This is a genomic window from Bartonella sp. AP72JLCBS, from assembly GCF_042195705.1.
Lineage (GTDB): Bacteria > Pseudomonadota > Alphaproteobacteria > Rhizobiales > Rhizobiaceae > Bartonella.
The window spans coordinates 255,626-273,630 of sequence record NZ_JBHIOU010000001.1 but is presented as its reverse complement, the minus strand read 5'-3'; the positions used below and the strand labels follow the sequence as shown (position 1 = coordinate 273,630).

The window sequence follows — 18,005 nt, the reverse complement described above, 5'->3', positions numbered from 1 at the left end:
CTTGTCTAAAAGATTCCTCTGGCTCACTATTTTAAGTGATTCAATTAATCTATAATACATTGATTTATAAAAATAATACTTTTTTTCAATTTGAATCATAACTTCGAATACTGTAAAATTCTTCCATCACAAACCCTCTTATCAATTAAAATCTCTTGGCTACACGTCACAAGAAGACATGTGAGAAAAAATGATGAAAAACGCTCTCTAATGCTAAAAACTGTAGTAACATTAGAGGCTAGCAAAGTATATAATGAGTGTCGACTTGCGCTTTTATTAAGCATAAAGATAGAGTTGCTCTATGGGTTTTATATTCTTCACAAGGAACTTTACTTCTACACCATTCATAAACACCGCCGCGAAATAGATATGACGCGCATTGAAAAATATTTCTAAGAACGCGTATGAATCTACCATACAAGTGTCTTCTGTTGTTTGAGATACTCTGTTTTACATGGGGGTGTTACTCCATTAAGACTCTATGAACCAACCTAATATTCACCAAATACCCACACAAAAAACATCGAACACATAAAATTTGATATGGGCCTCGTATCACTACCCTAAAAACAGTATTTTACGACACAACAAAATAATAAAACTGTTTCAAAATGGCCTTTTGAAAATAAACTATTTCTTTTGAAGAAAAATTTCTATCAAGCTTTCAAGCTCCTAAAATGCATCCTCAAAAATACAAGTTCCATCAACCTCTACTTGATAGCATAACAGTTTTAATTACTGAAAATACCTCTGTGGTATACCAAAAATAAAAAATCATTATATTTCTAGGCTGTTAAGCTGCCATCTGGCGTCGTGCAATAATTGTAAGCCCTAACAAAACTTGACGAATGATAGCTTCGCCCAAAAGTGGATTTTTACGACTGTCTAAAACAGCACTCTGAATTCTTTCCATTGCATAAGAAATTTGTTCTAACTTCCAATATTTTAAAGCTTGTTCAACGATCTTTTTCCGTTGAAAAAAAATGGGAGGGCGTGCCTGAGAAACCACCGTAAAAGGTGAATTTCCTTCAACCTCTACCTGATAACGCAATAGCTGTAATTGCTGAAAATGCCTTTGAGCTGTACTCAAAATTAAAAAAAGTGCCCCCTGCACTGCTGCATGTCGGTTAAAATGCGCTTCAAAGCCTGATATATCGCCCAATAAAAGAGCATCAATGACTTCATCTTGAGAAAGAGCACTGACATCGCTTACAACAGCTTTCACATCTTCAAGAGTAATATGAACATTTGCAGCGTAAAGACAAAGCTTTTCTAATTCACTGCGTGATACAAGGCGATCCGCCCCTAAACATTCATGCAACCATCTACGTGCATCTAAAGAAAGAGTCTTCTTAAACTGTCCTAAAACCTCATCAATCAAACCGTCAAGAGACCGCATATCATCGGCAAAACAGGGCAAAGCCATCGCTTTTGATGCTGTTTCAATAGCATTGCGCAACCCTGTTCCTTTTTTTAAATCCCCTGCCTCAATGAGAATAAAACAAGCTTCTGGTGGTTTCTCAATTAAAAGTTTTAAGGCAGCAAGAAAACCTTTTTGGTTAGCAGCATTAGAGATCCATATCAAACGATCTCCCCCAAAAAGCGATAACGTACGCGCTTCATTTTCTAAACGTGCAGGATCTTTATCAATTTCAGCAGCATCCAAACGAATTGTCGAAAATGGATCTTCTATTGCTACCCGTGTAAGTTTTGCAAAACATTGTGCACGCTCACAAATAAGACCACGATCTGGCCCATAAATGAGAACAATAGGAAAAGCACGTGAAAAACGCATTAGAAACTGATCAACTTCATGTGCTTTTTTCTGAGCCACACTATTAATCCATTAATAGTTCATCATCATCAAGAACTTCCCCGCGAACTTTCTGAAACATGCCAATTAAATCATTGACATCCAAGCCCTTCCGCTCTTCATGACAGACATCCAAAATCACTTTTCCACCATGCAACATCAAGGTACGATCGCCATAATCAAGAGCCTGACGCATAGAATGAGTCACCATAATAGTTGTTAATTTTTTCTCTTCAACGATTTTTTCAGTCAACCGCATCACAAAATCAGCCATTCCAGGATCAAGCGCTGAGGTATGTTCATCAAGCAATAAAACATCCGCATGTGCTAATGTTGCCATCACAAGACAAACTGCTTGGCGTTGCCCACCTGATAAACTATCCATAGGATTATGAATATATGTTTCAAGACCAATGCCTAATTGAGCAATTTTCTCTCGAAAAAATTGCCGTTTCTCATGATTTAAAGCCGCATGCAAACCACGACGACTTCCTCGAAGAGCAGCAAGAGCCAAATTTTCTTCAATTGTTAAAGAACCACAACTTCCCTCTAACGAATCTTGAAAAACACAAGCAATCTTTCCAGCGCGTTCACTGACTGATTGCCTAGAAACATTTTGTCCATTGATAACCACTTTCCCTGTTGAAGGAAGCGTAGCACCCGCTAAAACACTGAGCAAAGTTGATTTACCAGCACCATTTGAACCAATAACCGTAACAAAACTACCCTGATCAATTTTCAGGTTAATATCAATTAAAGCCTGTTTTTCCAAAGGTGTTTGCGGTTTAAATGTGACCCCAACATGAAAAAACTCAATCACGTTTATGCCTCCTCCAATAGCGTGGCACAATAAGGGTTAAAACAACCAACAGCGAAGTAATCAACTGAAGATCTGTCGACGTATCAATGCCAATGCCATTTGCTTCAAATGCAAATTGCACCGCCACACGATAAAGCACAGACCCTACAATACAGCTGATTATAATCCAAAAAATATTGCGCGTACGAAAGAGAGTTTCACCGATAATCACGGCTGCCAATCCAAAAACAATTGTTCCAATTCCACCGGTAATATCTGTTGCAATCGCAGTTTGAATATAAAGAGAACCACCAAGTGCCACACACGCATTGGAAAGCCCCATTCCAAAATATATCAATGCTGATGTATGGACACCTTGCGCCGTCGCCATGCGTGGATTAGCGCCCATTGCACGCATAGCAAGACCAATTTCACTTTCCAAAAAGCGCCAAATCAAAAACGCCATAACGAGCAACACAATACCAACGAAAAGAGGACGCACAAAAATATCAGATAAACCAAACAGATTATAAAAGGGGGTTAACGCCGTATCAGCAAGTGCTAAATTAACATTAGACCCTCCCATAATTCCCATAATACGAAGATTAACTGTATAAAGTGCTGACATTGTTAAAATAGAAGCTAAAAGATTCAAAATGCCAAAACGCAAATTCAATAGAGCTGTTAACAAACCAGCCGCCATACCTGCACAAAAAGCGCATGCCATAGCTGTCCACGCATTGAAACCTAAAAGAATCAAAACACCACAGACACAGGATCCAAGAAGAAACGAGCCATCAACCGTTAAATCAGGAAAATCCAAAACCCGAAATGAAAGATAAACCCCTATAGCAACAAACGCATAAATAAGGCCTAATTCCACAGCACCAGAAAACGCAAATATATTCATGTAAAGACAATCCCCATGAAAACTTAACGTATTTTTATTGTATCAACACTCTATCAATAAAAGTTATTGAATCACTTTTGTTGCACGGTCAATAACTGCCTGCGGAATAATAATCCCTGCTTTTTGGGCTGCTTTCAAATCAATTCGAATGTCATTATTAGCCGCCTGCACAACATCAATATCACCAGGCTTTTCACCCTTTAGAATACGCACAACCAATTTCCCAGCATCAACCCCTACATCATAGAAATTCACACCTTGCGTCATAAAAGGCCCGCGCCCGATAGTATTCGCATCAACAGTAAATACAGGCATATTGGCTTCCTCTGAGACCTTTATTGCACCTTCTAAAACAGATAAAATCGTATTATCAGCAGGAACAAAAATAATATCGACCTTACCGATTAAAGCGCGTGTTGCTGCCTGAACATCTGAAGGCTTTGGTGCCGATGAGGGAATAATTTCAATTCCAGCTTTTTTTGCTACATCCTTTAACGTTTTAAGTGTCGAAACAGAATTTGCCTCAGAAGCATTATAAAGATAACCAATTTTTTTCAAATCTGGTTTTACTTCTTGTAAAAGTCTAACACTTTCTGCAACATCTATACGATCAGAACTCCCCGTCATATTACCGCCAGGTTTGGTAAGTGAAGAAACGATTTTAGCTCCGATAGGATCAGAAATTGCTGCAAAGACGATAGGAATTGTTTTTGTTGCCGCAAGCATCGTTTGTGCTGAAGGCGTGGTAATTGCTACAATAACATCGGGTTTATCACCAACAAATTTACGCGCAATTTGCGTTGCTGTTGAAATATTACCCTGCGCTGATAAAAAGGTAAGTTGAAAATTTTCACCTTGCTTATAACCATTTGCTGCAAGCACATCTTCCACACCTTTACGAACAGCATCCGCAGCAGGATGGACCATAATTTGCGTTATTGCAACTTTAACGTGTTTAACTTGGTCATCGGCCTTTGCAACACTGTTCATCATAAAAACAGTTGCAATGATAACCCCTAATATATTTATTCTCTTCAACATTATATTCCACCCCTCTCCATGCAAAAATTAAAAAAGGAATAATTTATTACTGAAGAATTTTCTAAAATCAATCTTTATTTCATTTTATTTAAACATGGACAAAATAAATCAAACTAAAATGATATTTTTTTGTTGCAATTCGTAGAAGCCTACGCCATACAGACAAGACATATATCGAATCGGTAAGCGGGTGTAGCTCAGGGGTAGAGCACAACCTTGCCAAGGTTGGGGTCGTGGGTTCGAATCCCATCGCCCGCTCCATTGAATTTTGTATTTATTCGTTCTTGTGTGGAGTTATAGCTTGTCATCGGTTGTTGTAGCTGTATGTATGTAGCTTGCCAGCAGGTTTTGTATATTTTGCCACTAGGTTTTGTACCAATTTATTTTTTTCAAAGAGTTTTTAAGGGGTTCTCAAAGGGTCTTCAAAGACCTTTCAAAGATCATTTAAAGGTCTTTTATGTGTATTGTTTCTTTTTCTATATCGCAGTCGATGATGAAAAATCTCTCACGCTAATTGTAATTATTTTCAAACGAAATAACTGTTTTCACCTATTATTTAGAGTAAATTAAGTTTTTTGGATTTCTGGCACATCATTTGGTAATCCTCTTTCTTGAACAAATTCTTATCCAGAATAATCTTCAATACAAAAATAAATTAATAACTTGGTTTATAAAGATAATTTATAATTATTCATATTGAGCAAGCGTCTAAAATATCATAGGATTATCTCATTTCAAATCTCTATACATTAAAATCACTCACAATCATCTGCTCATGCATAACAGGAAAAATTGAGGCATCAATAAAATTCACTTGAAGAAAGGAATAAAAACTCTTCTTCTGAACACTCTGAAATACCAAAGATTATCGCAAAATTGGGAGCTAAAATAGTATAGGGGAGTACCCCTTTCACCTTGAAAACGTAAAAATGGGAAGCATAATAGCTTTATACACTTCATAGAGGCTTTAGACCATTCACGAACGTTATTATAAAATGGATATGACACACTTTGAGAGAAATCTCTTTAAAATAGACATGTGAATTAACAATATAAATGCATTCTATTTTACATGAGGAGCATAACTTCAAATCAAGGTAAGGTAACATAAAGTATTGAAACCGTCATAGCGCACAATAAAATCAGACCATTTTAAATGTTTAATGGTAACCTCTGCTAAACAACAGAATAAAAATTCAATTTTGAAAAGATTAAACCATATGCTACAGGTCTATTGAAACTCCGATTGTGCAATCGACTACCTTCTCGCTAAAACTTAATCACTATAAATATAAAAACCTTAAAACCCGCTCTAAGTGCGTGAAAGTTTCTAGATCTTGCTGTATTAAATGTTGAAACTCCTCACGGCTTCTCATCTGAAACGCCAATAATTCCATAAAGCAGTTCCATACAAAGAGAATAATGACGTTGTAATATCCGAAAAAATTCACTACATCACCTGAAAGATCATTGATAATTCTATCAGGACGTATCAATTTCCATTTAGAAAACCCTACCCATACCGACAAAAACTCTGTAAATGTTAGATATCTTCAATAATTTTGATAACAATTTTGGCTCATTCTGTTTTGCCACCAATATAAGAAACAGCAAATATAGTGGGATCAGCCAGCTTCAATATCGCCTTGTAAAAGGTCTTTCCCTCTACCCTTTTTGCTATCAAATCCTGATTTTATAATTCCTTGCTCTCTTTTTTATACTCAAAATTGCCTCTGAAACAGGATAGATTAATCGTAAAAAATATATAAAAGAAGCAAATTATAACATTTTTTCTTATCCTTCTTAATACAAAATAACTGTTAAGCTACAATACGCTAACATTTATCAGTCATAAGTCTAAAACATCATATAATGACGAAACAAGTTCATAGAGTGAAGATTTTTCACTATCAACCGTTGTATTAATCTTTCCATAATGCATAAAAATGATGAAGCGGCCCTCGCCCTTTCCCTACTTTTAAAGCATCTGAGGCAGTTAAAGCGCCATGCAAATAATCTTTTGCTTGTTTAACAGCGCAATCCAAAGGTTGGGTAGGTAACAGAGCTGCAATGGCAGCAGAAATGGTACACCCTGTCCCATGATCATGAGTAGTTGAAAGACGAGAGGCTTCAAGTATAACAAGGTTTTCACAATCACAATAAAGATCTGGACTAGAACAATCGTAATTTTCTGTACTATTTTTGGTCAGCGTATTCAAATGTCCCCCTTTTAACAAAACTGCATGACACCCTAGCGCCAAGAGTCGTGGAGCATATTGATACATAGTCTCTAAAGACCATTGCACTTCACGCCCCAATAACAGTGCAGCTTCAGGCAAATTTGGCGTGATCAAAGTTGACATCGGCACAAGAACATCACGCATAATTTCAATTGCATCAGACTTTAAAAGAACATCACCACTTTTTGCAACCATAACCGGATCAAAAACAATGAAACGCGCTTTATGATAAGCAAGACGTTCTGCAATAACCTGTGCAATCTGAGCATTTGCAACCATACCAATTTTAACGGCATCAACATGGATATCCTCAAAAACAGAATCAATTTGATCTGCAACAAAAGAAGCATCTAATGCCTGAAAAGAACGCACACCCTGAGTATTTTGTGCAACAACAGCTGTAACCACACTCATACCATAAGTTTTCATAGCTGAAAAAACCTTCAAATCCGCCTGCATTCCAGCGCCACCAGAAGGATCTGTTCCCGCAATAGATAAAATCCGTGGAATAAAAAGTTTATCTTTTTGTAATTCCATTAACCTCTTTCCTTCTGTTTTTAAATATCGGAAAATGAGTTACCGAAAAAATAGATGCTTGAAAAAACATAAAGAAGATGTTTTCTCATGTGAATTATATTATATATGAAGTCTTCTTATAGATATAAAATGGAAAATGTAGTGCTTATCCTTCGTTCTATTCTTTTTACGTTCGCTTTTTATACAACAACTTTCATACAAATGATTCTTTACGCTCCCGTTTATTTTTTAATGCCCCGCAAAAAGGCATGGATTGTCCCTAAAACATGGGCGCGCGTTACACTCTTTTTGCAAAAATACATCGCAGGCACAAGTTATGAGATTGAAGGTTTAGAAAATCTTCCCAAAGGACCCTATATCATTGCTCCAAAGCATCAATCGGCTTGGGAAACTTTCAGTCTTGTTCCTTATTTTGATGATCCCACTCTCATTTTAAAACGTGAATTGATGTGGATTCCATTGTTTGGCTGGTATATGGCAAAAACGCAAATTATCCCCATTAACCGCACAACACCCATCAAAGCCTTAAAAATGATTATACAAAAAGCAAAAGAGAAAGTAAAACAAGGGCGCCAAATCTTGATTTTTCCCGAAGGAACACGCCGACAACCCGGTCAAGAACCAGATTATAAGTCGGGAATTGTCGCGCTCTATAATGAATTAGGACTTCAAGTTGTTCCTATTGCACATAATGCGGGTTTATATTGGCCACGCAATAATTTTCGCCGCTATCCCGGAACAATTCGTGTCCGTATTCTTCCCCCGATAGAGGCTGGTTTAAGCAAACGTGATTTTCTAGATCAACTTGTCCAAAAAACTGAAAAAGCGTGTGATGAACTGCTTCTCTTAGCAGCTCAAGATCCCACCCCTCCTCCTATGCCACCATACGCTGTTCAGAAACTTCAAAAACTAAATCATCATGAAACAATGCACTGATTGATAAGAATAATGCATAACTTTGTATATTGAGCGGAGTATAGGGAACAAAAATATAAGAAAGATACTTCAAACTTTCTAATTTAAAATTGTAAAACACTTGTACATGATAAGAAATGATCAATGTGTAAATTTTTTTGAAAAAGAATTCTTCCTCTCTTTAAAATCATTTAAATAACATACATCTCATTGATTTATAAGGATATTTTAGCGTTATTCAACTTGAATGAGAACCCTGAATACCGTAAGATTTTCTCATTTCAAATCTATTCTAGGTTGAATCAATTAGAATCATTTTCTTACACATTACAAGCGGGGATATCTGTGTGAATAAAACGATACAAGAAAAGATTAAAATGCTTTTTACTAACCGTCTCAAGTGCCAAGGGCTATCCTAACAGGAGAGCAAGAAAAATGCATGATTATGCAGATTCATTCCTTTCTGAGAAATTCAATCCCTCCAAGAACCTGAAATCTTGTACAATCTTCATTATTTAAAAAGTATTTTTTGAGATACTTAAGTCATCAAACCAAATTCAAGGGGAAAATAAAAATGAGAATTGGTTTTTATCCCACAGACACAACGGATACAGCAATTAACCATCTTTCCTTCCTATCCTAGACTTAAATGCTTTGTGTGCTACATTAAAACAATTCTAAATAACGAATAAGAGGGAACTAGATTTAAATTAATGCGACGTCTCTTCTATAATTTATTTTTTTCTGTGATTTTGAGTTTATCCAGCGCTGTTGCTCTAGCGCAGCCTTTTATTTCTGTTGATGTTACAACGAGGCGTATCTTAAAACATAATCAAGCTTTTGAGCGTTGGTATCCTGCTTCCTTGACAAAATTAATGACCGCTTATGTTATTTTTCGTGCCATGAGCCGAGGGGAAGTTTCACCAAACAAACATATCACCATCAGCGAATACGCCGCAAAAGCTCCCTCATATCGTTCAGGCTATAAAGCTGGTTCTGTACTCACACTTGATACAGCCTTAAGTATCACCATGGTTAAATCTACCAATGATTTAGCCATTGCCATGAGTGAAGCTGTTGCGGGTTCACAGAAAGATTTTGTACGTAAAATGAATAGCGAAGCTAAACGTTTAGGCATGTTTGGCACCCATTTTGCGAACGCAAGTGGTTTACCAGATCCTCAAAACTACTCCACGGCACGCGATATTGCTCTTTTAGCCGTTCAAATACGTCGAGAATTTCCACAATATGCTCATTATTTTTCTATTCCAGCCATTGATTTTGGTAATAATCGAAAAATCCAACATAACTCAAACAACCTCATTGGCCGTTTTTATGGGATAGACGGTATGAAAACAGGCTTTATTTGTGCCTCTGGTTTTAATCTTGTTGCCTCAGCCACCCGCAATAAACGTACAATTATTGCTGTCATTCTAGGTGCTAACAACATAAGTGAAAGAGAAGAAAAAGCTGCACAACTTCTTGAAATAGGATTTTTGCACCAAGGAAGCCCCCAATTAACACTAGCAACATTAAAACCTTATGGGAGCAACATAACACAAGCCAACAATATGAGACAACAAACATGCACACCTGAAGCCATAAAAATGCATGCAAATTCATATGATGATCAAGGAAATATTATTCTCACCTCACCTTTTATCACTGCTCCACCTTCTTTTTCTCATCCTTTATCAGTACACCTCATTCGTACGCCACAAACACCTAAAATGACAGTAAAACCACTAAGAAAACCCTATATTCCGTATAAAAGGCACGCAAACCATTCTATAAAAAGCCATAAATCATAATCTACAATTAATTATAATACTTTGATTTATAATCATAATTAATTATTTTGTACCTTATGTCAAAACCACAAGTATTGTAAGATTCTCTCATTTCAAATCTGTATTTGTTGAATCAATAAAACCAGTCTCTTGCGCGCCACAAGGTGGATGAACATGTAGATAAAATAATTAAAACAAGGAATAAAAATCCTTCCTATAAGTCCTTTCAAGAACCAAGAATTATCATAACATTGACGCTAAAAGTGTATAATATACCCACGTGCACCTACCTTTATAAGCGTAAAGATAGTGGTACAATGGATTTCATGGGGGATTAACCATTATATCCCTCACGGACATCATTATAAATTGCTTAGACATACTGAGATATATTTTTTAAAAACAAAACTATGATTGATGATTAACATGAAAATAAAGCGCATCCCTCTCACGCTTATTACGGGTTTTTTAGGCTCTGGCAAAACAACTTTGCTCAACCGTATGCTACAAGACCCTCTTCTAACAGAATGTGCTGTTATCATCAATGAATTCGGCGAAATCAGTATTGACCACCTTCTGGTTGAAAAAACGACAGAAGGAATTATTGAGCTTGCCAATGGTTGCTTATGCTGTAATTTACGCAGTGATCTCATCGACACATTAATTGATTTAATAAATCGCGTTCAGACAGGACAGATCAAACAACTCCATCATATTATCATTGAAACCACAGGGATGGCTGATCCCGCCCCTATTTTACAAATACTTTTAAGCCACCCATTGTTTATTCAAACATTGTCCATAAATGCTGTTCTTGCAACATTTGATACATTAAGTCCACTTTCCATATGTAAGCGCTATCCTGAAATATATAAACAATTAATATTTGCTGATAAAATCATTCTCACCAAAACAGATCTTAGAGACCCACAAACGCTTTCAGATGCACTCCTTAGCACACTTAAAACAATGAATCCTACAGCACAAATCATTGACGGCCATTCTAAAGATTTCTGTTCAAATCTATTAATAAATAACACATTATGGGATGAAAAAGTAGAAAATACAAAACTTAAACAAAATCTTACGACTACCCCACATGATCATACCCCCCATAAAACCATTCGTACCTTTTCACTAAACTGTGAGGGTCCTGTTGATTACGCCACAATTGAAGCTTTTTTAGATCTCCTACAAGAGCGTTATGGTACAAAATTATTACGTATTAAAGCAATTATCGCATTGCGTGATGACCCTTATCGCCCACTTGTATTACATGGCGTACAAACATTTTTTCATCCTCCCATAAGATTGCCGGCATGGCCAAAAGGAATAAAACAAACACGTTTTGTCATCATTGCCGATGGTGTTGAAAAAGACGCAATACAAAAGCTCCTCAATGCTTTTTTTAATAAACCAGCAATAGATACTGCAGACAAAACAGCTCTCTTAGAAAATCCTCTGGTCATTCCAGGAATAAAATTTTAATTTTTTCTCCCCTTCAATGATATAACATTAAATTCATTAGCACCACCATCTTTATGCTTTTAAAGGAGCAAACCGGCACCATTACACACTTTGCTAATTCCCAATGTTGAAACCAAGCCCTTGGTACTTGAGACGGTTTGTAAAAAGCATTTTAGTCTTTCTTGCACAGTTTCACCCACGCGGTTATCCCCGCTTGTAACGTGCAAGAAAATGGTTTTAATTTATTCAACATGGAACGGCTTTGAAATGAGAGAATCTTACGGTATTCAGGGTTCTAATTTAACTTGAATAACACTAAATTATCATTATAAATCAAATTGTTATGATAAAAAATTTAATACCCATCAATCTGCAAACAGATTGTTTTCTCTCTAAATGCGCTTCATCTGCAAACCACTTCATGTGATTCATTTCACAGACCGATTGGCCAAATTCTTGGTTCTAAAATATTCTGCTCAACTCTATATTTATTCAAGCTAATTGAAATCAAAATCCCTGTTAAGAAAAAAAACAAAATCAGACAGAGGCAATATCGCATTTTAAAATATGTGAATGTATCTTATATAACAGCACGACAAGACAATATTTCACAGCATAAAAGAATAAAACTCTTTGAAAGAAATAAAAAGAGAGGTACATTTCATGTTAACTTACTCTTCACTAAAAACGAAGATTGATACCAGTAACAATGTGCAAACAATCCAACTTCTTTGAGAAAATTCCTCTTGGCTTCCCACTTCATATGATTTACTTACATAAAGCTCTATGAAAAAACTCTGCGCTTTAAAATATTGACTACTCACTTAAACACCTTATGTGCAAAGTTTTTGCGTATCCTGTATCACCATTATTAAGTGATAGTGTTTACGGTGCAGTAGGATACAATAACACTCACTGCATTAGAGAAACTGAATTTTTATCAATATCGCGATTAAAAACGTAACGTTTTCCATAAACCTCAACAGTTGGAGGTTGACGATTTTTTTCAAAAAAATCATAACCTTTCTTAAGCATAACCCAGAATTGATAATGAGGATTCTTGCTATGACGTGACATATTATCCTCGGTCATGCGGAAAGGAAAAGCCTGCAACTGAAACTCTCTTTGTCCTCCTTTAAAAGCATCCCGTGCAAACGCATAAATCTGAGCCATGTTCTTATCACTCATAGAATAACACCCTGCGGAAAAGCAAGAACCATGCACCATAAGATTGCTTCCTGTGCGACCATTTTCCTGATCATAAAGGTTAGGAAATCCTATATTAAAAGAGAGATAATATTTTGAATAAGGATTCATTTGGTTTGCGCTAATAGTATAAAAACCCTCTGGTGTCTGAAGATCCCCTTCTTTATATTTAGGTCCAAGCTTACCAGACCATTTGCAAATGCCATAGCGAGCAACCAAGATAAAAGGTCCTGAACGAGATTGCTTCCAAACTTCAGCAAGATTTTCTTCCTTAAAAAACCGCATCATAATCGGTGCATAGGGATCTATATCATACAGAACCATTCTATTTTTGATTTCTTGCGGCAACGGCTGCTCAACTTTAGCGCGAATAGAGGCTGGTAATCTTCCTTCACATGCTGTCAATAGTCCCATTACAAACAACACACACACAGCAAGGAATCTGCTAAATGTCATCGAATAAAACTCCAATCCAACACCCCTCACAAAAAATAACCTATGTTAGAGATCGACCAATTTGAAGGTATTTTTCCCTTCGCTCTTGTTTAAGCACTTGACCATCTTTTCCAGCCATAGCTTTTAAAGCTTCTGAAATAACATCACCCGTTGCATCAATGACAATCTCTTTGCCACGATGCGCTCCCCCTAAAGGTTCCGAAATAATGCCATCAATAATCTTTAAGCGATACAAATCTTGAGCGGTAATACGCATATTCATTGCAGCATCTTTTGCACGAGCTGGATCACGCCATAAGATAGAAGCTGCTCCTTCTGGTGAAATAACAGAGTAAATTGCGTGCTCCAACATATAAACTTTGTTGGCAGCCGCGATTGCTATCGCCCCTCCAGAACCGCCTTCTCCAATAACAACGGAAACCACAGGAACTTTCAAACGCAAAGTTGTAGCTGTTGATTGAGCAATTGCTTCCGCTTGCCCACGTTCTTCAGCGCTTACCCCAGGATAAGCACCTGCTGTATCAATAAAAGTGAGGAGTGGCAAACCAAAGCGGTCAGCCATTTCCATAATACGTACAGCTTTACGATAGCCTTCTGGACGCGCAGAACCAAAATTATAGCGCAAACGTGTTTGCGTATCATGACCTTTCTCTTGACCGATATAAGCAACGGCCTCACCTTTAAAGCGTGCAAACCCCGCTTGAATAGCCTCATCTTCAGCAAACTTGCGATCTCCGGCCAAAGGCGTAACGTCACTCAATAGGCGTTTAGAATAGTCCATAAAATGGGGACGATCCGGATGACGAGCAACTTGTGTTTTTTGCCACGGCGATAATTTTTTATAAATATCGCGCAACGCTGTTTGGGAACGCGTTTCAAGACGAGCAATCTCGTCACTCATATCAAGACTGCCTTTTTCCTGAGAAATTTTTTTTAATTCAAGAATTTTCCCATCAAGATCAGCAACTGGTTTTTCAAAATCAAGATAATTATACATTTGTGTCAACTCATTCAGTGTCACTTATACACTTATAATTTGCTTTATAAAGTCTTTTTCAAAAACATCACCTTTTCTTTAACGAGCCTTTTGCTCATCGGCAAGTGGATGATGCTCATTGACTAAACGATAAAGTCCCTCTTCCAACACATGGGTATAAATCTGAGTGGTAGCAATATCAGAATGACCTAACAAATGTTGAACGGCACGCAAATCAGCACCATTTTGCAAAAGATGACTAGCAAAAGCATGACGCAACACATGGGGAGAAAAGCTATCACTTCCTATCCCTGCTCTTCTAGCGAGATTTTTCAACTCTCGTGCAACGACTTGACGAGCAATATATCCTGTCTCGGAATGCGCAGGAAAAAGATAAGAACTCGTAGCGTCCTTTCCCTGATCACGCAAATTTAACCACTGTGAAAGAACTTGGCATGCTTTTTTTGATAACAGCACCATTCGTTCTTTTTTACCCTTACCACGAACCAAAACGCTGTATTCCTTCCTTCGAACAGACTGAACCGGCAGACTCACCAACTCACTAATACGTAACCCTGTTGCATAAAGCATTTCAATCAATAGCTGAAGACGCAGTGCACGGAAATAACCTTTGGACCCATAGTCTGCTTGATTGACTTCTAACTCCGCAAAATCAAGCAATTTTATCACTGCATCTTCACTCATGATTTTGGGTAAAGGACGCCCCTGACGAGGTGCATCAATATCATGAGAGGGATCATCTGCTCTCAACCCTTCAGCATAAAGGAATTGATAAAACTGACGCAAAGTCGATAAACGGCGCGCTTGCGACGATGCCGCAAAACCAAAAGTATGCATAAGTGACAAAAGAGTAATTAAATCTTCTTTTTGTGCTGAAAAAAGCGAAACAGAGTGTGAAGACAATTCGTCTTGTGCCCACTGCAAATCATGCTGATAAGCCGCAAGCGTATGAGACGAAGCCCCTCTCTCCGCACTCATCATCTCAAGAAAATGATCTATCACAGCACCACTTTTCATTTCATTGATTCGCTTCCGTAGAAAGATTCCATGAATCCAAGGGAACATCAATGTACATATCCACAGTTACTGGTTCAACCCAAACCACAAGAGCACCCATTATAATGAAAAGAACAGAAAGCAAAATGAAAAGAATCATCAAAAATCTAGTCAATGTTGGCATAAGACAATAACCTACCCAAAAATATTCTATCTCGTATTATGCCTCACAAAGATTAACAGGAATTGACTTTAAGATGGATAAATGCCGAAATAAAGTTATGAAAAGCAATCGACAAAAACGCGTCCCCATAACACAAATAAAGAATCAGCTCTTATCGTCCCTTGATAAAAGAGCACTTGTCCTTGTTGGTCTTATGGGGGCAGGCAAATCAGTGATTGGAAAACGCGTCGCCACCATGCTTCGTTTACCTTTTTATGATTCTGACCAAGAAATTGAAAAAGCTGCACAAATGACAATCACGGAACTCTTTGAAATTTATGGTGAATCCGAATTTCGTGCTCTTGAACAGCGTGTTATTCTAAACCTCATGAAAAAAAGTCCCCTTGTTTTAGCAACAGGTGGTGGTGCCTACATAAATGAAAATATCCGAAAAGCCATTCACCAAAATGGTATATCCATATGGCTAAAAGTCGATCTTGATATCCTCATGCAACGTGTCTCAAAGCACCCAACACGTCCCCTGCTTCAAACAGCCAATCCTAAAGAAACCATGCAAAAACTCATGGAACAGCGTTATCCTATCTATGCAAAGGCAAACTTAACAATTAACAGTCATAAAGAAAGCCGTCATACCGTAGCACAAAATGTTATACGATCCGTACAGCACTACCTATACACAGAAATTAACAATAGGGATAATCAGCATGCAAACCAAAACCGTCACTGTTAAACTTGACAAACACTGTTACGATATCATCATTGGTCCGGGTCTGATTACACAAGCTGCTTCACAGATTAAACATGCTCTTAATAAAAAAGATCCTCATCAAACGCGCTTGGCACTTGTTACAGATACAAATGTTGCTTCCCTTCATTTGGAGATATTGCAAGCAGAATTAACAAAAAATAAAATTCATACTGTCCCTATTATTGTAGAAGCAGGAGAACAATCAAAATCATTTTCAACCCTGCAAGTTGTCATCGATCAAATTCTTGCTGCGCGTTTAGAAAGAGGCGACTGTGTTATTGCTTTTGGCGGTGGTGTCATTGGTGATCTAGCAGGATTTGCGGCAAGTATAATCCGCCGTGGCATGAACTTCATTCAAATGCCCACAACGCTTCTTGCACAAATTGATTCTTCTGTTGGTGGAAAAACGGGAATCAATAGCCAATATGGCAAAAATCTTATTGGTGCCTTTTATCAACCACAATGCGTTATTGCTGACACGTGTCTTCTTGATACCCTGCCACCGCGCGAATTTCGCGCTGGCTACGCAGAAATAGTAAAATACGGTCTCATTAACCAACCTGACTTTTTTGAGTGGCTTGAAAAAAATGGGCAGAAAATTTTCTCTAATGGCCCTATGCGAACAGAGGCCATTGTTCGCTCATGCCAATTTAAAGCTGCCATTGTAGCACGCGATGAGTACGAAACGGGAGAGCGCGCACTCTTAAATCTTGGCCATACATTTGGACACATGCTTGAAACAGCAACCGCTTATGACTCCAACCGTTTAATCCATGGCGAAAGCGTAGCAATTGGGATGATTCTAGCTCATCAATTCTCTGCTCAATTAAATTTAATAAGCCCCACGCTTATACAACGCATTGAAGCGCACTTCAAATTTATAGGATTGCCTACACAATTAAAGGATATCCCAGGGTGTCTACCAGATGCTGAAACTTTAATGACTCTCATTGCCCAAGATAAAAAAGTTTCGCAAAACAATTTGACTTTCATCTTAACACGCGGACTTGGCCAATCATTTATTGCAAAAAATGTTTCACCAGATGCCGTTTTATCCTTTTTGGAACAAAAATTAACAGAAATTCGTTAATTCATATTGAATATAATTGATTCGTTTTTATACTTCTATTAAAGATTAACATGATGATGTCTGCGTAGCTCAGTAGGATAGAGCACAGGATTCCTAAAGAAATTGGGCACTTTGAGGAGAAATCCTCAAAGTGAATCTGCTCAAATTCGGGGAAAGCTTCATGGGCGACTGTATGCCAATCCCGAGCCAAGTCTCTCTTCAAATGAGAGAAAGGTGTAGAGACTGAACGGGCAGCACCTAAAGAGCAAAAGCTTCAAGGTGAAGAGACAGTCCAGACCACAAACAGCCGATAAGGCTGGCGGTGAAAATCGAAGTGGTATGAATCCTGGGGTCGCAGGTTCGAATCCTGCCGTAGACACCATCGTATCAGTCAAATTATTCTTTGTGCACAATATTAGGAATATAGGGAAGCATCATGAAAAAAACTTTGCACATTTTAGGATTTTTCACCGCTTTAAGTTTATCACTCTTCAGCTCAAACAATAGCTTAGCTGGTTCTTTAATCATTGAAGTACCAGACAATCCAGAGCCCAAAACAGAGACCATTACCTATCAGTGTGAAACTGGAGCAGGTAAAGAGCGCATTGAGGCAGTCTATCTTAATGCTGATAATATTTCGTTGGTTGATTTCAAATGGAACGGTGATCGTGTCATTGCTGCTAATGTCATCGCGGCAACAGGAGCAAAATTTGCAGGAGCTCAGTACATCTGGTGGGAAAAGAACAAAGAAGTCACGCTTTATGACCTTGCTCAGGATCCAGAAGAAAAAAAACCTATCCTCTGTAAAGATGAGTCAACATTATTATTTTAAATAAC

At 37.6% G+C, this 18,005-nt stretch carries 14 protein-coding genes and 1 tRNA gene; 7 read left to right on the top strand and 8 right to left on the bottom strand.

The window, feature by feature from the left end:
• Window positions 1–793: 793 nt before the first annotated feature.
• From holA to ACFILO_RS01000, 4 genes are all read right to left on the bottom strand, one after another.
• On the bottom strand, window positions 794–1,834 hold the full coding sequence (gene holA, locus ACFILO_RS01015; protein ID WP_375632418.1) for a DNA polymerase III subunit delta: 1,041 nt from the start codon (window positions 1,832–1,834) through the stop codon (window positions 794–796).
• Between the two features lie 4 nt (window positions 1,835–1,838).
• A complete protein-coding gene (locus ACFILO_RS01010; RefSeq protein WP_375612739.1) occupies window positions 1,839–2,633 on the bottom strand; it encodes an ABC transporter ATP-binding protein in 795 nt (264 codons plus the stop codon).
• The gene (locus tag ACFILO_RS01005) at window positions 2,626–3,522 is read right to left on the bottom strand and encodes an ABC transporter permease (RefSeq protein ID WP_375612740.1); all 897 of its coding nucleotides are present in this window, start codon (window positions 3,520–3,522) and stop codon (window positions 2,626–2,628) included. The genes ACFILO_RS01010 and ACFILO_RS01005 overlap by 8 nt, the downstream gene beginning before the upstream one ends.
• A 63-nt stretch (window positions 3,523–3,585) precedes the next feature.
• Complete coding sequence (locus ACFILO_RS01000; RefSeq protein ID WP_375612741.1) at window positions 3,586–4,563, bottom strand: ABC transporter substrate-binding protein; 978 nt, start codon at window positions 4,561–4,563, stop codon at window positions 3,586–3,588.
• A 186-nt stretch (window positions 4,564–4,749) separates the two neighbouring features.
• On the opposite strand from ACFILO_RS01000, the gene ACFILO_RS00995 reads away from it, so the two are divergent.
• A tRNA-Gly gene (locus ACFILO_RS00995) sits at window positions 4,750–4,824 on the top strand.
• A 1,661-nt stretch (window positions 4,825–6,485) separates the two neighbouring features.
• Here ACFILO_RS00995 and thiD read toward each other — a convergent pair.
• A complete protein-coding gene (thiD, locus tag ACFILO_RS00990) occupies window positions 6,486–7,340 on the bottom strand; it encodes a bifunctional hydroxymethylpyrimidine kinase/phosphomethylpyrimidine kinase (RefSeq protein WP_375612742.1) in 855 nt (284 codons plus the stop codon).
• Window positions 7,341–7,469: 129 nt separating this feature from the next.
• Between thiD and ACFILO_RS00985 the strand changes: the two genes are divergently transcribed.
• The 3 genes from ACFILO_RS00985 (at window position 7,470) to ACFILO_RS00975 (ending at window position 11,533) form a co-directional block, all read left to right on the top strand.
• Window positions 7,470–8,276: a 1-acyl-sn-glycerol-3-phosphate acyltransferase gene (locus tag ACFILO_RS00985; RefSeq protein WP_273790137.1), complete on the top strand. Its 807-nt coding sequence runs from the start codon at window positions 7,470–7,472 to the stop codon at window positions 8,274–8,276.
• A 692-nt stretch (window positions 8,277–8,968) separates the two neighbouring features.
• Window positions 8,969–10,066 carry a D-alanyl-D-alanine carboxypeptidase family protein gene (locus tag ACFILO_RS00980; protein ID WP_375611309.1) on the top strand — a complete coding sequence of 366 codons (1,098 nt, stop codon included), beginning with the start codon at window positions 8,969–8,971 and terminating at the stop codon, window positions 10,064–10,066.
• A gap of 405 nt (window positions 10,067–10,471) precedes the next feature.
• Complete coding sequence (locus ACFILO_RS00975) at window positions 10,472–11,533, top strand: CobW family GTP-binding protein (RefSeq protein ID WP_375632097.1); 1,062 nt, start codon at window positions 10,472–10,474, stop codon at window positions 11,531–11,533.
• Between the two features lie 891 nt (window positions 11,534–12,424).
• Here the strand turns inward: ACFILO_RS00975 and ACFILO_RS00970 are convergent.
• The 3 genes from ACFILO_RS00970 to ACFILO_RS00960 form a co-directional block, all read right to left on the bottom strand.
• Window positions 12,425–13,174, bottom strand: a complete 750-nt coding sequence (locus tag ACFILO_RS00970) for a L,D-transpeptidase family protein (protein WP_375612743.1) — start codon at window positions 13,172–13,174, stop codon at window positions 12,425–12,427.
• A gap of 40 nt (window positions 13,175–13,214) precedes the next feature.
• Entirely contained in the window at window positions 13,215–14,171 is a 957-nt protein-coding gene (locus tag ACFILO_RS00965; protein WP_375611312.1) for an acetyl-CoA carboxylase carboxyltransferase subunit alpha, read from the bottom strand.
• Between the two features lie 78 nt (window positions 14,172–14,249).
• Window positions 14,250–15,188, bottom strand: a complete 939-nt coding sequence (locus ACFILO_RS00960; RefSeq protein WP_375628561.1) for a site-specific tyrosine recombinase XerD — start codon at window positions 15,186–15,188, stop codon at window positions 14,250–14,252.
• A 260-nt stretch (window positions 15,189–15,448) separates the two neighbouring features.
• Here ACFILO_RS00960 and ACFILO_RS00955 point away from each other — a divergent pair, with 260 nt between their 5' ends.
• From ACFILO_RS00955 to ACFILO_RS00945, 3 genes are all read left to right on the top strand, one after another.
• Window positions 15,449–16,081 (top strand): shikimate kinase, encoded by a 633-nt coding sequence (locus ACFILO_RS00955; protein ID WP_375606223.1) that lies wholly within the window; start codon window positions 15,449–15,451, stop codon window positions 16,079–16,081.
• A complete protein-coding gene (gene aroB, locus ACFILO_RS00950) occupies window positions 16,056–17,189 on the top strand; it encodes a 3-dehydroquinate synthase (protein ID WP_375612745.1) in 1,134 nt (377 codons plus the stop codon). Before ACFILO_RS00955 ends, aroB begins: the two co-directional genes overlap by 26 nt.
• Window positions 17,190–17,604: 415 nt before the next feature.
• Window positions 17,605–18,000 carry an MliC family protein gene (locus tag ACFILO_RS00945; protein ID WP_375611315.1) on the top strand — a complete coding sequence of 132 codons (396 nt, stop codon included), beginning with the start codon at window positions 17,605–17,607 and terminating at the stop codon, window positions 17,998–18,000.
• The last annotated feature ends 5 nt before the right edge of the window (window positions 18,001–18,005 follow it).

Bases quoted from the DNA above. Each gene is read 5' to 3' on its own strand.
- ACFILO_RS01005 (WP_375612740.1), bottom strand. From the start codon at position 3,522: ATGAATATATTTGCGTTTTCTGGTGCTGTGGAATTAGGCCTTATTTAT.
- ACFILO_RS01000 (WP_375612741.1), bottom strand. From the start codon at position 4,563: ATGTTGAAGAGAATAAATATATTAGGGGTTATCATTGCAACTGTTTTT.
- thiD (WP_375612742.1), bottom strand. From the start codon at position 7,340: ATGGAATTACAAAAAGATAAACTTTTTATTCCACGGATTTTATCTATT.
- ACFILO_RS00985 (WP_273790137.1), top strand. From the start codon at position 7,470: ATGGAAAATGTAGTGCTTATCCTTCGTTCTATTCTTTTTACGTTCGCT.
- ACFILO_RS00980 (WP_375611309.1), top strand. From the start codon at position 8,969: ATGCGACGTCTCTTCTATAATTTATTTTTTTCTGTGATTTTGAGTTTA.
- ACFILO_RS00975 (WP_375632097.1), top strand. From the start codon at position 10,472: ATGAAAATAAAGCGCATCCCTCTCACGCTTATTACGGGTTTTTTAGGC.
- ACFILO_RS00970 (WP_375612743.1), bottom strand. From the start codon at position 13,174: ATGACATTTAGCAGATTCCTTGCTGTGTGTGTGTTGTTTGTAATGGGA.
- ACFILO_RS00965 (WP_375611312.1), bottom strand. From the start codon at position 14,171: ATGTATAATTATCTTGATTTTGAAAAACCAGTTGCTGATCTTGATGGG.
- ACFILO_RS00960 (WP_375628561.1), bottom strand. From the start codon at position 15,188: ATGAAAAGTGGTGCTGTGATAGATCATTTTCTTGAGATGATGAGTGCG.
- ACFILO_RS00955 (WP_375606223.1), top strand. From the start codon at position 15,449: ATGAAAAGCAATCGACAAAAACGCGTCCCCATAACACAAATAAAGAAT.
- aroB (WP_375612745.1), top strand. From the start codon at position 16,056: ATGCAAACCAAAACCGTCACTGTTAAACTTGACAAACACTGTTACGAT.
- ACFILO_RS00945 (WP_375611315.1), top strand. From the start codon at position 17,605: ATGAAAAAAACTTTGCACATTTTAGGATTTTTCACCGCTTTAAGTTTA.